This is a genomic window from Roseovarius sp. MMSF_3281, from assembly GCF_030733685.1.
In the GTDB taxonomy this organism is placed as follows: Bacteria; Pseudomonadota; Alphaproteobacteria; order Rhodobacterales; family Rhodobacteraceae; genus Roseovarius.
This window is the reverse complement of record NZ_JASHIM010000003.1, coordinates 177,259-189,839: the sequence shown is the minus strand read 5'-3', so window position 1 is coordinate 189,839 and position 12,581 is coordinate 177,259. Positions and strand designations below refer to the sequence as shown.

The following is a 12,581-nucleotide window of genomic DNA, read 5'->3' as shown; positions in this document are numbered from 1 at the left end:
CTGCAGCGCTTGCGCAACCTGCTAGAAGACTCGGATGGAATACCTAATGCAAATCGGCGCACCGTCAGCTTGGGTCGTGATGTTTTTCGTGGCGTTCTTTGCGGGTGTCGTAAAAGGGGTTGTCGGATTTTCCATGCCAATGGTCATGGTGTCGGGCCTCGGGTCTGTTATCTCGGCGGAAATGGCCATTGCCGGGATGATTCTACCCGCACTTGTCACCAACCTGTGGCAGGCCTTGCGGCAAGGGCCCAAGGCCGCATGGGATGCGATTCGGCGATTTCGGGTGTTTTTGTCGGCCGGGGTCGTTGTTCTATTGTTTGCTGCGCAATTGGTGGCGGTACTGCCGCAGCATATTACGCTGCTGATCATCGGGGTTCCGATCACGCTTTTTGCCATCTCATCGCTTTTGGGGCAGCCTCTGCGCCTGCCAAACAACCCAAGTTCCTTGACCGAAGCCATCATAGGCGGTGTGACCGGCTTTTTCGGGGGTATCTCGGGCGTCTGGGGGGCGACGACGGTTGCAATGCTGACAGCACAGAACGTGGATAAAGCCGAGCAGATGCGTATTCAGGGGGTGATTTACGGTCTGGGGGCTGTGGCGTTGATGTTTGCCCACATGGCGTCGGGTGTGCTGCGGTCAGAGACTGCGCCATTGTCCGCGCTACTCATTTTGCCCGCCGTCATCGGTATCGGTCTTGGGTTCGTGGTTCAGGATCGCATTGACCAAACGACCTTCAAAAGGGTGACTTTGCTGGTCTTGCTGGTCGCGGGTATGAATTTGATCCGTCGTGGTCTTTTCGTTTAACCGGCCGCTGGCTAATTATTATCATCGCGCGCCTTGGCAGTACGGCAAGTTGGAATTTTTCGGCCCTGCCGTCACAGGCTGAAAATCTCCGAAACGCAGCGTAAAGCTTGCGTGGGCGGGGAAAGCTGACCATGCTGCCCCGCAGGGAAGAAAACCGCGCCCGCGATCCGAGGCGCGTTTCGGGGAGGATTGAAGATGAGTTTTGCCTCGCGGCAGGATGCGCTTGATATTCAGAATGAAATGTCATGGGAAGATCGTGAGCGTCCGGAAACGCTCTATGCCATGCTACGTGAAACGGTCGATGCTTTTCCCGATCGTTCAGCGGTAAGTTACCAGTTGTTGTCCGGCGCGACCGACAAGGCAGAAACCATGACGTGGCAGCAATTCCACGATCAGATTTGCCGCGCGGCCAACCTGTTTCGGGATCTCAAGGTGGGTGAAAACGATGTTGTGGCGCTTGTTTTGCCCAACTCTCTGGAAACCGCCGTGGCCACCATAGGCGGGGCGATTGCCGGGATCGTGAATCCCATCAACCCGCTTCTTGAGCCCGAGCAGATCGGCGCGATCCTGCGGGAAACAAACGCAAAAGTGGTTGTCACGCTGAAGGCGTTCCCGAAAACAGATATCGCCCAGAAAACCGCCGAGGCAGTGCGCCATGCGGCCAATGTGCATACCGTGCTTGAGATTGACCTGAACCGCTATCTGACGCCCCCCAAAAGCTGGATCGTGCCCTTGGTGCGCCCCAAGAACCCGGGCAATCACCACGCGGATGTGAAGTGCTTTTCCAAAGAGATGGCGAAATATCCGGTGACCCTGTCTTTCGACGACAGTGCAGGTGACCGGGTGGCGGCCTATTTCCACACTGGCGGGACCACGGGGATGCCCAAGGTTGCGCAACACCGCTACTCGGGCATGGTTTATAACGGTTGGCTAGGGCATCGCCTGCTGTTCACCGAAAACGACAGCGTGATGTGCCCGCTGCCTTTGTTCCACGTCTTTGCCTGTCACGTGATCCTCATGGCGATGATCAAATCGGGCGCGCATGTGGTGTTCCCGACACCTGCGGGTTATCGCGGGGATGGGGTGTTCGACAATTTCTGGAAATTGCTCGAACGTTGGAAAACCACCTTTGTCATTACCGTGCCCACAGCGGTTTCGGCGCTGATGCAGCGTTCGGTGGATGCCGATATTTCCACTGTGAAGAACGCGTTTTCCGGCTCGGCGCCCATGCCTTTGGAGTTGTTCAAACGGTTCGAAAGCGCAACCGGCATGACCGTGATCGAAGGATATGGACTGACCGAGGCCACCTGTCTTGTTTCTTGTAATCCGCCGGAAGGGGAGAAAAAAGTCGGGTCGGTCGGTGTTCCGTTTCCCTATACTGATATTCGCATCATTAATGTCGGGCCGGATGGCAACCCCGTGGAATGTGCCGCCGATGAGGTGGGCGAAATCTGCATTTCAAATCCCGGGGTTTTTGCGGGTAACACCTATACCGAGGCTGAGAAAAACCATGATCTCTACCACTATGGTACCCACCTGCGCACCGGCGATTTGGGCCGGATCGACCCGGATGGATACCTCTGGATCACAGGTCGCGCCAAGGACTTGATCATTCGCGGTGGCCACAATATCGACCCCGCTGATATCGAAGAGGCGCTTATGGCGCATCACGATGTGGCCATGGCGGGCGCAATTGGACAGCCCGACGCGCATGCCGGCGAAATCCCTTGCGCATATGTGGAACTGGTGGAAGGCGGCACCGTCACCGGCGAGGAGTTGCGCGAGCATTGCAAGGTGCATGTCCACGAGCGCGCAGCCGTGCCGAAGTTCGTCGAGGTTATGGACGAATTGCCCAAGACCGCCGTGGGCAAGGTCTTCAAGCCCGATCTGCGCAAACGCGCCATCTCCCGCATCTACAACGCCGCTCTTGAAGAGGCCGGGGTTAATGCCCGCGTTGTCAGCGTGGCCGATACCAAGAAACGCGGCTTGGTCGCCTTGGTTGAAAAGACGGGGGATGTCGAAGACAGCGCCGTATCAGATATATTGGGGCAGTTCGTGCGGCCTTGGGAGTGGCTGGAAGATGCCCAGATCGAGGAATAGACCCAGACACTAAACTACAAAGGGCCGGTTTCGACCGGCCCTTGTTTATTCAGTGGTGTCGGTGGTGGCGTCCTCACTGGTACTCGTGGCTTCGGCCAAGGCCCCATCTTGCCAGCGGCCCGTGGCTTCTTCGCCGGTGGAATAGCGCATTGTGCCTTCCCCCTGACGCTTGCCGTTCAGAAAGGTGCCTTCATAGACGTCGCCGTTGACGTAAGTGGCCACACCTTGCCCCGAAATCTCGCCCTGCTGCCACTCGCCTTCGTAGGTAAAGCCATCCGGCATGGTGATCTTGCCCTGCCCGTGGCGCTGCCCATTGGCGAACTGCCCTTCATAAATCGTGCCGTCAGGATAAGTGGCCGTGCCTTGGCCGTGGCGTTGCCCATCCTGCCACTCGCCTTCATAGCGATAGCCATCGGCATAGGTCATCACGCCATAGCCGTGGTTCTTGGCATTCTCGAACTCCCCTTCATAGACAAGGCCATTTGGATAAGTTGCCTTGCCTTGGCCATCAATGACACCACCGCTCCATTCCCCTTCATAGGTGGAGCCATCGGGATAGGTGATCATGCCTTGGCCATTGGCCAGATCATCGCGAAATTCGCCTTCATAGACCGACCCATCGGGGTAGGTTACCTTGCCCTGACCCGAGATTTTACCCGCGACCCATGACCCTTCGTATCGGTATCCATCGACCCCGGTGAATACGCCCTGACCGTGGCGGCGGTCATCCTCAAAGTCGCCCTTGTAAACATCGCCGTTCTCGTAAGTCACAGTGCCCTTGCCCTCGCGCCGTCCGCTGACAAGCTGTCCTTCGTAGACATCGCCATTGGGTTGGGTCAAACGCCCTTCGCCGTCGATCTGGCCGTCTTTCCACAGGCCTTCATAGATCAGGCCATCGGGCATGGTCAGCTTACCTTCGCCATGCCGTGCGCCGCGTTGCACGGCGCCTTCGTAAACCGCCTCATCAGGGTAGGTGATCGTGGCTTGACCTTCTTTTACGCCATTGACCCATTCGCCTTCGTAAACATAGCCGCCCGCGCTTTCCATGCGGCCTTGGCCGTGGTGCATCGCGTTTCGAAAACCACCTTCGTAGCGGGTGCCGTTGGCATAGACGGCAACGCCCTGTCCGGTGATCTTGCCATCGGCCCAAGTCCCCTCATAGGTGCCGCCATCGGTGAATACGATCTTGCCAACACCGTTGGGTTTGCCCTTTTCGAACTCGCCTTCATAGACCGAACCATTGGGGAAGCGTGCGATGCCCTTGCCCTTGATTTCGCCATTGACCCACTCGCCCACATACTCATAGCCATTGGGGAGCGTATAAGTGCCCGTGCCATGTTGCAGGCCATTTTTGAAGGTGCCTTCATAGACCCCGCCATCGTCATATTGTTTGGTCTGCACCTCGCCGTCTTGCGCGGCGGCAAAACTGGCAAGTGATATCCCAAGAATGGCGGAAGTTATCAGCGATTTCGTCATAAACTGCCCTCAATACCCCGGCACGCCCCATATGGCGGGTCAATGGAAATTTAAAGGAGGTACGCGGGGCTGACAACGGGTTTTGGGTAAATCGGCTTTCCCTTGCGCGACGATCTGCTAAATCTGGCGCAGAATGCAACCGCGGGGGTATGGGCATGTCTGATCGCTTTCGTCTGACACTGGCACAGCTGAATCCGACGGTGGGGGATATCGGCGGTAACGCGGAACAGGCGCGCTCGGCTTGGGAGGCTGGTAGGAAAGCAGGGGCTAATCTGGTTGCGCTTCCCGAGATGTTCATCACCGGATACAACACCCAAGATCTTGTTTTAAAACCTGCTTTTCATCAAGAAGCGATTGCCGCGATCGAGGCTTTGGCGCAGGACTGTGCCGATGGTCCGGCGCTTGGTATCGGTGGCCCAGCCTTGGAAGGCGTGGATCTTTATAACGCTTATTACATCCTCAAGGGCGGTGAAATCACCGCCCGGGTACTCAAGCATCACTTGCCCAATGAAACCGTGTTCGACGAAGAACGCCTGTATGAATCCGGCCCCGTGAACGGACCTTACACAGTGGATGGTGTGCGGATCGGCTCACCCATATGTGAGGATAGCTGGTACGAGGACGTGTCCGAAACCCTGGCGGAAACCGGCGCGGAGTTTCTTTTGGTTCCAAATGGTTCACCCTATTACCGTGACAAACTCGCGGTGCGGCATCAGTTAATGGTGGCACGGGTGATCGAGACCGGTTTGCCGCTGATTTACCTCAACCTCGTGGGCGGGCAGGATGACCAGGTGTTCGATGGCGGGACCTTCGCCGTGAACCCCGGTGGTGAATTGGCCTTGCAAATGCCCTTGATGGAAGAGGGGGTCGCGCATCTTGTTATGGAGCGTGGACCCGAGGGGTGGCGCATCGAAAAAGGCAATCTTGCCTCCGTCCCTGATGCCCATGAGCAGGACTATCACGCCATGGTTCTGGCGCTGCGGGATTACATGCGCAAAACCGGATTTTCCAAGGTTTTGCTGGGGTTATCGGGCGGTATCGACTCGGCGCTGGTGGCCACGGTGGCGGTGGATGCATTGGGCGCGCAGAATGTGCGCTGTGTAATGCTGCCCTCGGAGTACACCGCCGATATTTCGCTGAAGGATGCCCAGGCCTTGGCGGAAAACCTTGGTTGTCGCTATGACTTCGTGCCGATTGCCGAAGGACGGCAGGCGATTACGAACACGCTTGCACCGCTTTTTGAGGGTACCGAACCTGATGTCACCGAAGAGAATATCCAGTCGCGTCTTCGCGGCCTGCTGCTTATGGCGCTAAGCAACAAGTTCGGGGAAATGCTGCTGACGACGGGTAACAAATCCGAGGTCGCCGTGGGCTACGCGACCATTTACGGTGATATGTCGGGCGGATATAACCCATTGAAAGACATGTATAAAACCCGCGTTTTCGAGACTTGTCGCTGGCGCAATGAACAGCACCGGGACTGGATGCATGGCCCCGTGGGGGAGGTCATCCCACAGCGGATTATCGACCGCCCGCCAAGTGCCGAACTGGCCCCGGACCAGAAAGACCAGGACAGCCTGCCCGAATATGCAGTGCTGGATGGAATCCTTGAAATTCTCGTGGACCAGGATGGCAGTATCGCCGATTGCGTGGCCGCAGGCTATGATCGGGATGACGCTAGGCGGGTGGAACATCTACTTTATATCTCTGAATACAAACGCTTTCAGTCAGCGCCGGGAACGCGGTTGTCAAAGAGGGCGTTTTGGTTGGACCGACGGTATCCGATCGTCAATCGGTGGCGGGATGGAAGGTGAGGTCGGTCGCCACGGCCCGATTCCGTCAACAAGGCGTTCTGTACGAAACGTACGTTTTGTACGCGAGTTTTGTACGTTTTGCCGTGGACCCATTATGTGACGCGGAGACGGGCGGGGGAACCAATCTGCGGCGAAGGCGTTGTGCAAGGATGACGTTCCAAGCCGACCGGAGTTTTCTTTGACAGCCACAGTTCATCCTCAAACGGCGAGTGATGTCCTTCGTGACGCGCAGCGCGCGTTGAACGGCGACACGATGAGCATTGGTGAACTGGTCGAGGCGCTGGGTGTTGCCAGTTATACGCCGCTTGTCCTGTTGCCGGCTTTGGCGTTGGTCTCACCGCTGAGCGGGGTGCCGGGGTTTACCACTGTCTGCGGTCTCATGATCGCCATCGTCAGCCTTCAGCAAATGATGGAACGTCCAAAGCTTTGGTTGCCGGGATGGGTGCGTCGGGCAAGCGTCGCAACACATAAGGCGCGCAAAGGCATGTCATGGCTGATGCGGCCCGTGCGGTGCTTGGACCGGGTGACCCAAAGGAGGCTTCACGGACTGGTAACGCCGCCCGTGGTGCGATTTCCGCAAGGGATTTGCTTTGGCCTTGGGGCGATCATGCCGGTGTTGGAAGTAATCCCGTTTTCATCGTCCATTGCCGGAGCGATCATCGCGGTTCTTACGACCGGTATATTCATGGGCGACGGCCTGTTGGTCATGATCGGGCTGCTTGTTGCAGCGGCCATTGCCGGGGGTCTTGTCGTGTTGTTCTAAAGCGTTCCGCCTTTAACCTGAGGCATCAGCGAAAGGCGGAACGCGTGCCACGATTGAGCCGAGCACTGCGTTTCGCGAAAATCTGTGATTCAGGTTTTTCGCGAAACGCTTTAGGCGGCCTGACAAATGCAGATCCGCCCAGACCCTAATTGCTTTTGTTTTCGGGAATATCGTCATGCGAGGTTGACGCCAGCTTTTCGAGTTCTTCCTCGGTCAGGCTGTCGTACATCCCCTTTGCGGCGCCTTGCAGGTCCGACACGCCGGTCTCGCCGCGCTTGGCGGCGAGCGCGGCCCCGGCTGCCTTTTGTTGGGCTTCGGATTTTGCGGGCATAGCGATGGATCTTCCCATGAGATGGCTGCCCGAAGCGCACCTTCGGGCAGGGCCTGACCTTAGCTGTCGGCCTCTTCAGCGGTGTCGGAAATCGACTCGCCGGCGTTTTCGATGTCTTGGCCCGCGCCTTCAATCGTCTCGCATGCGGAAACGAAGGCAAAGGCCAAAAGCGAAAGTAGGGAAATACGAGTGCGTAGCATGGGAACCTCCACAATTGTTGCTGTTGGTTCAACGTGCAACGCGCGCGAAGGTTCCGCGAAAATCACATCAATCGTCGCTGGAGTCGTCATGCCATGCCAAGGGGAAAACCACGTGAAGCTCGTAGCGGTTGGGCAAGTCCCTGGTTTCGAGTGTGCCGTTCAACTGCGTGGCAAAGGAGCGAATGAGGCGCGAGCCGAGGCCAGAGCTTTCGATCCGGGTCTCCGGGTTGTCGGCCTGTGCGCAGGAATTGACGATGCTTAGGCAAAGGTCGCCGTTTTCTTGAAGTTTCAGGGCGATGTTTACCCATGCTTCCCCTTCGGAGGTCACGCCGCAGTATTTGACCGCGTTCATCGCCGCCTCGGTGGCCAAAAGCGAAAGCGGCACGGATTGGTCCGGATTGATTTCCACCTTGTCGAGTTGGGTCGAGACACTGATTTTCTGGTCGGATTCTTCCAGTGTGCCGACGATCACGAGTTGCTGGATGATCTCTTCGAGTAGCTTATCGGCACGCAGCATCGACAGTTTGCGCGCAAGGTAGAGGTAGCGGTGAATGGCCGAAAGGGCCATGACCCGATCCTGCACCCGGCGCAGGACATTCTTGGCCTCGTCGCTATCCGTGGCGCGGATTTGCATGTTCATCATGCTGGAGATCAGTTGCAGGTTGTTCTTGACCCGGTGGTGGACCTCGCGCAGAAGGACGGTTTTTTCCTGCAGGTCCTCTTCGCGGCGGCGATCCTGTTCGGACAGGCGGCGGGTCATGGCGCGCAGGGTTTCGGCAAGCACTTCGATTTCTTCGGGTGCCCCCCTGAGGCGGGCCTTGTCGAGGTTGGCGCCGCTGTCACTGGCATAGGCGCGCATCCACAGGCGAAGCCGCCGGAGATGCCGGATGACCAGACGGTGCACCCCGACATAGGCCGCGATGATGGCGATGATCCAGATCGCGATAGGGAAGTACAGGGCCAAAAGGTGTTGATAGGCGGGCAGGGCGATACCCTGGCCCTGGGGCATCCAGCTTCCCAAGGCGAAGACGCGGTCATTGAGGATGGCGGAGACTGCGAAATCGCGTTGCTGGCCCTCGCGGTTCTGGGTGCGAAAGGTCTGACGCCCGATGATGGCGAGATCTTGAAGGTTCATGTCGGCTGGCAGGACCGAGCGCCGCTCTTCGGAAAAATCTTCGGTCGCGATGATTTCGCCTTGGTTTTGAAACAGGACGAGATCGACGTTTTCACCGGTGCGCGACAGCGCGCTATTGAGCGCCGAAACGGGGACCACGATCCAGACTGTCCCGAGAAAGCGGCCCTGTTCGACGACGGGCACTGTTACGCTAAAGGTTGCGATGCCGCCAAGAAATTCCAGCGGCAGCATAAGAACTTCCTGTTGGTTCTTTTCGAGCGCCGGCAGGGCATCCAGTTTGTTGCCGTCGTCGGTGCCGAATTGTTCGGAGGCACAGATAACGCCTTGTTCATTGTCCCGGTAACCGGCGAAAGCAAAGCTTTCGGAGCGCTCGACGAGCTTTGACATAATGGTTGCGCAGGTTTCGGCCTGGGACAGTAATGTCGGCATTTGCACGGCAAGAGTTTCGGCTGCCCCCACGGCCGCGCGGATCAATTCGCGGCTTTCGGAAGCGGCCTCTTGGGTGCGTTCCAAGAGGGCGGCCTTGGACTGTTCCTTGCGGTCCTCCAAAACCTTGTTGGTTTGGTAAACCGAGATCAGGCCGAGCGGAAGTATCGCCATGCTAAGGACGAAGGCGAGCTGTATCGCCAATCCCGGCCGCAGTCTGCGCCGCGGTGGAGCGGGTGGTGTTGTCATGCAGAAGAGGTGCCTTGAACGACGGCCATGGTGGCGGCATCCGTCATTTCGAGTTCATCGTCGTCGTCAATCTGCATCAATTCAGCAAGGCGTTTGCGGGCGCGGTTGGTGCGGCTTTTGATGGTCCCGACAGCACATCCGCACATTTCAGCGGCATCTTCGTAGCTGAATCCTTCGGCCCCGACCAGAACCAGAACTTCGCGCTGTTCGTCCGTCAGTTTCGCGAAGGCCTGGCGGAAATCAGTCATCGCAAGGTGGCCATCGTGTTCGGGTTTTTCCGACATTTGCCCGGCCATCGTTCCATCGGGGTCTTCTACCTCGCGGCGGCGCTTGCGGTAGAGCGAATAATATGTGTTCCGCAGGATCGTGAAAAGCCAGGCCCGCAAATTGGTACCGGGCTGGAACTTGTCGAGATTGCCCCATGCCTTCACGATCGCATCCTGAACCAGGTCGTCGGCCGTGGCAGAGTTATGTGTCAGGCTCATGGCGAAGGCGCGCATGGCTGGCAAATGCTCAACAATTTCTTCTTTAGGATCTGTGGATTTGGTCACGCGTCATCCTCCGACGACTTGTCGGATTTGTCTTGTTCTTGATCGCGCAATCTATCGAGCAACTGCGTGAACCGCTCGGGCAAGGGTTCGTTCGCCGTGTCGGCGTAGACGCGCCGAAGGTTATCGTCTATTTGTTGCTCCAAGCGGGAAGTCCTGCGTTTGTTTGCCATTGAACCGATTTTTCTGCCATCCTTGAACATGCGTAATTTTTGCGCCTGTCCGGGAACCTAACACGCTTGTCGGCGTTTGGTTCCATAGAAAGCAGCATTTTTTTGAGGACTGTCATGACAGAGACCCACACCACCCCAGATCTTGCGCAAGCCGTTGGCGATGAGTTGCCGTTTTTGCGCCGCTATGCGCGTGCTCTGACAGGAAGTCAGAAAACCGGGGATCATTACGCGGCTGCGACGCTGGAGGCGCTTTTGGTCGATCAGGGGGATTTCCGCCAGGATCTGGGCCCGCGTGCGGCGCTCTTTCGGGCCTTTCACCGCATCTGGGTGTCGTCCGGTGCCCCGGTTGAGGACGAACCCGGCGAGGGCGGCGCGGAATCGCAAGCGCAGCTTCGGTTGTCCAGGCTAACGCCGAACACCCGCGAGGCATTGCTTTTGCATAGTGTCGAGGGGTTTCAAACCAGCGAGATCGCGGCCATCCTGGATGTGGACCGGGAAGAGGCCAGCGAGCTTTTGTCGATCGCACGGCGCGAGATGTCGGGCGATATTCGTGGGCGTGTCATGGTGATCGAGGATGAGGCGATTATCGCGATGGATATCACGGCCATCGTCGAAAGCATGGGCCACAGCGTGACCGGCAATGCCCGCACCCGCAACGAGGCCGTGGCATTGGCACGCAAAGACCCGCCGGATATGATCCTTGCCGACATTCAGCTGGCCGATAAATCCTCGGGCATTGATGCGGTGAAGGATATTCTTGACGAGATTGGCGATGTCCCGGTGGTCTTCATCACCGCGTTCCCGGAACGCCTTTTGACAGGGGAGCGGTCTGAGCCTGCTTTCCTGATCACCAAGCCTTATTCCGAGGATCAGGTGCTGTCCGCGGTAAGCCAAGCGATGTTTTTCACCAGTACCGAGACATTGCTTAACGGGTAGGCAAAAGGCCCGCGCAATTTTTGCGCGGGCCAAGTCGAGTCTTCAAATCGGTGTATTCTTCGGACGGCGCGGCCCAAAGCATGCGTGCCGCGCCGTCCGTGAAACGCTTTAAGCCACTTTGCGTGGCAGGCTTGTCTGTTGCGGTTTTCGGGCGATCACCCTCGTACCGCGCGCATCACGAGTGCCGCGACGAACAGCACCAGGAAGATCACGAAAAGAATTTGCGCAATCCCGGCCGATGCAGATGCGATGCCGCCAAATCCGAAAACACCGGCGACCAGTGCAACGATGAAGAAAAGAAGTGCCCAGTAAAGCATAGCGTGCCTCCAATGGTTGATTGCGATTGTTAAGAGAACCCGCGAATGCGCCGAAAAGTTCCCGACAATTTGCGGTGCGCATCTTGCACAGGCTTTTTCCCCCGCCCTTGGAACAACCCCTTCGCGGGCGCGTTGTATACGCAAGTCTTGCAATTGAAGGAGTTGATCATGGCACAAGCCAAAACCAGCAACGCGTCGCCAAAAGAAGACATTGACCAGCTGGGTGAGCAGGTCGCGGCACTGAAACAGGATATTGCCGAGATATCGCAAACGCTTTCGGGGCTTGGCAAGTCGTCGAGCCAAGCCGCCGGCGACCATGTGCGCCAGCAAGCGGCACATATGCGCGACGCGGGGCAAGAGCATTTGTATTCGGCCCAACACAAGGCCGAAGAACTGGGTCAGCAAGCCGCTGATACCGTGCGCAATCAGCCTGCTGCGGCCGTTGGATTGGCGGTTGGCCTTGGCTTTCTTCTGGGTTTCATGACCGGGCGGAAGTAACCGATGCCTGATCTTGTTACCGCAACCAAACACCGGGTGCGCGCCGCCGCGCGTGCCACGGTGTTCAGCGTCATGGGCGTGATCTTCGGTCTTGCCGGGCTTGGCTTCTTGACCGTTGCGCTATGGATAGTCGTGGCCGCATACGAAAGCGCACTGGTGGCTTATACGACCATCGGCGCGCTTTATGTCGTTTTGGGCTTTGGCCTGATGGCGCTTGGCGCGCAATCAGGGCGCGAACCCGACCCAAAGCCTGGTGATCCGCCCGAACATGGTAGATCCGGTGAAGACAAAGATCCGATCGTTCGGATGGCCGAGGGATTCGCGGTTGGCATGCAAGCCGGTCGTGCGATGCGTGAGCGTGGCGATTAAGCCTTTGACGTGGTATTCGCGAGGGTTGCGCGGATCATTTCATCTGTAAACGGACGAACAAGCATGGACCATCCGTGGGCAAGCGCGAGGGATTCGTCGTCTTCCCCGATCGTGAGTACGACACGCGCGCCCATGTCGGCCAAACGCCGATCAAGTCCGAGTTCCACCATCTGGTCAAATCGCATTTCGAGAAAGGCAGCGGAAATGCGAGTGTAATCGCTCAAGTGCTCAATCAGTGCCTGAGGATCGCTTACGTGGACAGTTTGGCAAGGGCCTATGTCCTTTAGGGAAGCGACGATGTCCTCGGCGATCAGTATATCGCGTTCAAGCACCAGAAAAACCGGATTTGCCTGGGGAATGCTTGGGTTCGGGTAGGTCACATTGCCGCTCTTAACGTCTTTGTCTAACATGGGGTCTTCTTGAAGCATAAAGCAGCATCGC

The 12,581-nt window shown here is 57.6% G+C and carries 15 protein-coding genes; 7 read left to right on the top strand and 8 right to left on the bottom strand.

Translation table 11 applies throughout. The features are described from left to right. Window positions 1-34 precede the first annotated feature (34 nt). A complete protein-coding gene (locus RBB32_RS05990; protein WP_306151783.1) occupies window positions 35-805 on the top strand; it encodes a sulfite exporter TauE/SafE family protein in 771 nt (256 codons plus the stop codon). Window positions 806-1,000: 195 nt separating this feature from the next. After that, window positions 1,001-2,905 carry an acyl-CoA synthetase gene (locus RBB32_RS05985; RefSeq protein WP_306151782.1) on the top strand — a complete coding sequence of 635 codons (1,905 nt, stop codon included), beginning with the start codon at window positions 1,001-1,003 and terminating at the stop codon, window positions 2,903-2,905. Window positions 2,906-2,950: 45 nt separating this feature from the next. On the opposite strand, the gene RBB32_RS05980 is transcribed toward RBB32_RS05985, so the two are convergent. Continuing rightward, window positions 2,951-4,381, bottom strand: coding sequence for an MORN repeat-containing protein (locus tag RBB32_RS05980; RefSeq protein WP_306151781.1), 1,431 nt, complete (start codon window positions 4,379-4,381; stop codon window positions 2,951-2,953). Between the two features lie 155 nt (window positions 4,382-4,536). Between RBB32_RS05980 and RBB32_RS05975 the strand changes: the two genes are divergently transcribed. Beyond that, window positions 4,537-6,195 (top strand): NAD+ synthase, encoded by a 1,659-nt coding sequence (locus tag RBB32_RS05975; RefSeq protein WP_306151780.1) that lies wholly within the window; start codon window positions 4,537-4,539, stop codon window positions 6,193-6,195. Between the two features lie 178 nt (window positions 6,196-6,373). Further along, window positions 6,374-6,958 (top strand): exopolysaccharide biosynthesis protein, encoded by a 585-nt coding sequence (locus tag RBB32_RS05970; protein ID WP_306151779.1) that lies wholly within the window; start codon window positions 6,374-6,376, stop codon window positions 6,956-6,958. A 145-nt stretch (window positions 6,959-7,103) separates the two neighbouring features. Here RBB32_RS05970 and RBB32_RS05965 read toward each other — a convergent pair whose 3' ends face one another. From RBB32_RS05965 to RBB32_RS05945, 5 genes are all read right to left on the bottom strand, one after another. Further along, window positions 7,104-7,289 (bottom strand): DUF3008 family protein, encoded by a 186-nt coding sequence (locus tag RBB32_RS05965; RefSeq protein WP_306151778.1) that lies wholly within the window; start codon window positions 7,287-7,289, stop codon window positions 7,104-7,106. A gap of 59 nt (window positions 7,290-7,348) precedes the next feature. Next, window positions 7,349-7,489: an entericidin A/B family lipoprotein gene (locus tag RBB32_RS05960; protein ID WP_306151777.1), complete on the bottom strand. Its 141-nt coding sequence runs from the start codon at window positions 7,487-7,489 to the stop codon at window positions 7,349-7,351. Window positions 7,490-7,556: 67 nt separating this feature from the next. After that, a complete protein-coding gene (locus RBB32_RS05955; protein WP_306151776.1) occupies window positions 7,557-9,224 on the bottom strand; it encodes a sensor histidine kinase in 1,668 nt (555 codons plus the stop codon). 71 nt (window positions 9,225-9,295) lie between these two features. Continuing rightward, entirely contained in the window at window positions 9,296-9,850 is a 555-nt protein-coding gene (locus tag RBB32_RS05950) for an RNA polymerase sigma factor (protein ID WP_306151775.1), read from the bottom strand. Continuing rightward, on the bottom strand, window positions 9,847-9,993 hold the full coding sequence (locus tag RBB32_RS05945; protein ID WP_306151774.1) for a NepR family anti-sigma factor: 147 nt from the start codon (window positions 9,991-9,993) through the stop codon (window positions 9,847-9,849). Before RBB32_RS05945 ends, RBB32_RS05950 begins: the two co-directional genes overlap by 4 nt. 141 nt (window positions 9,994-10,134) lie before the next feature. Between RBB32_RS05945 and RBB32_RS05940 the strand changes: the two genes are divergently transcribed. Beyond that, complete coding sequence (locus tag RBB32_RS05940; RefSeq protein WP_306151773.1) at window positions 10,135-10,956, top strand: response regulator; 822 nt, start codon at window positions 10,135-10,137, stop codon at window positions 10,954-10,956. 155 nt (window positions 10,957-11,111) lie between these two features. On the opposite strand, the gene RBB32_RS05935 is transcribed toward RBB32_RS05940, so the two are convergent. After that, window positions 11,112-11,273, bottom strand: coding sequence for a DUF1328 domain-containing protein (locus RBB32_RS05935; RefSeq protein WP_294620873.1), 162 nt, complete (start codon window positions 11,271-11,273; stop codon window positions 11,112-11,114). A 168-nt stretch (window positions 11,274-11,441) separates the two neighbouring features. Between RBB32_RS05935 and RBB32_RS05930 the strand changes: the two genes are divergently transcribed. Both RBB32_RS05930 and RBB32_RS05925 read left to right on the top strand, forming a co-directional pair. Continuing rightward, window positions 11,442-11,771: a YqjD family protein gene (locus tag RBB32_RS05930; RefSeq protein WP_306151772.1), complete on the top strand. Its 330-nt coding sequence runs from the start codon at window positions 11,442-11,444 to the stop codon at window positions 11,769-11,771. 3 nt (window positions 11,772-11,774) lie between these two features. Next, window positions 11,775-12,140 (top strand): phage holin family protein, encoded by a 366-nt coding sequence (locus tag RBB32_RS05925; RefSeq protein WP_306151771.1) that lies wholly within the window; start codon window positions 11,775-11,777, stop codon window positions 12,138-12,140. Here RBB32_RS05925 and RBB32_RS05920 read toward each other — a convergent pair. Further along, window positions 12,137-12,550 (bottom strand): hypothetical protein, encoded by a 414-nt coding sequence (locus RBB32_RS05920; protein ID WP_306151770.1) that lies wholly within the window; start codon window positions 12,548-12,550, stop codon window positions 12,137-12,139. The two genes, RBB32_RS05925 and RBB32_RS05920, sit on opposite strands and share 4 nt — an antisense overlap. Between the last annotated feature and the right edge of the window lie 31 nt (window positions 12,551-12,581).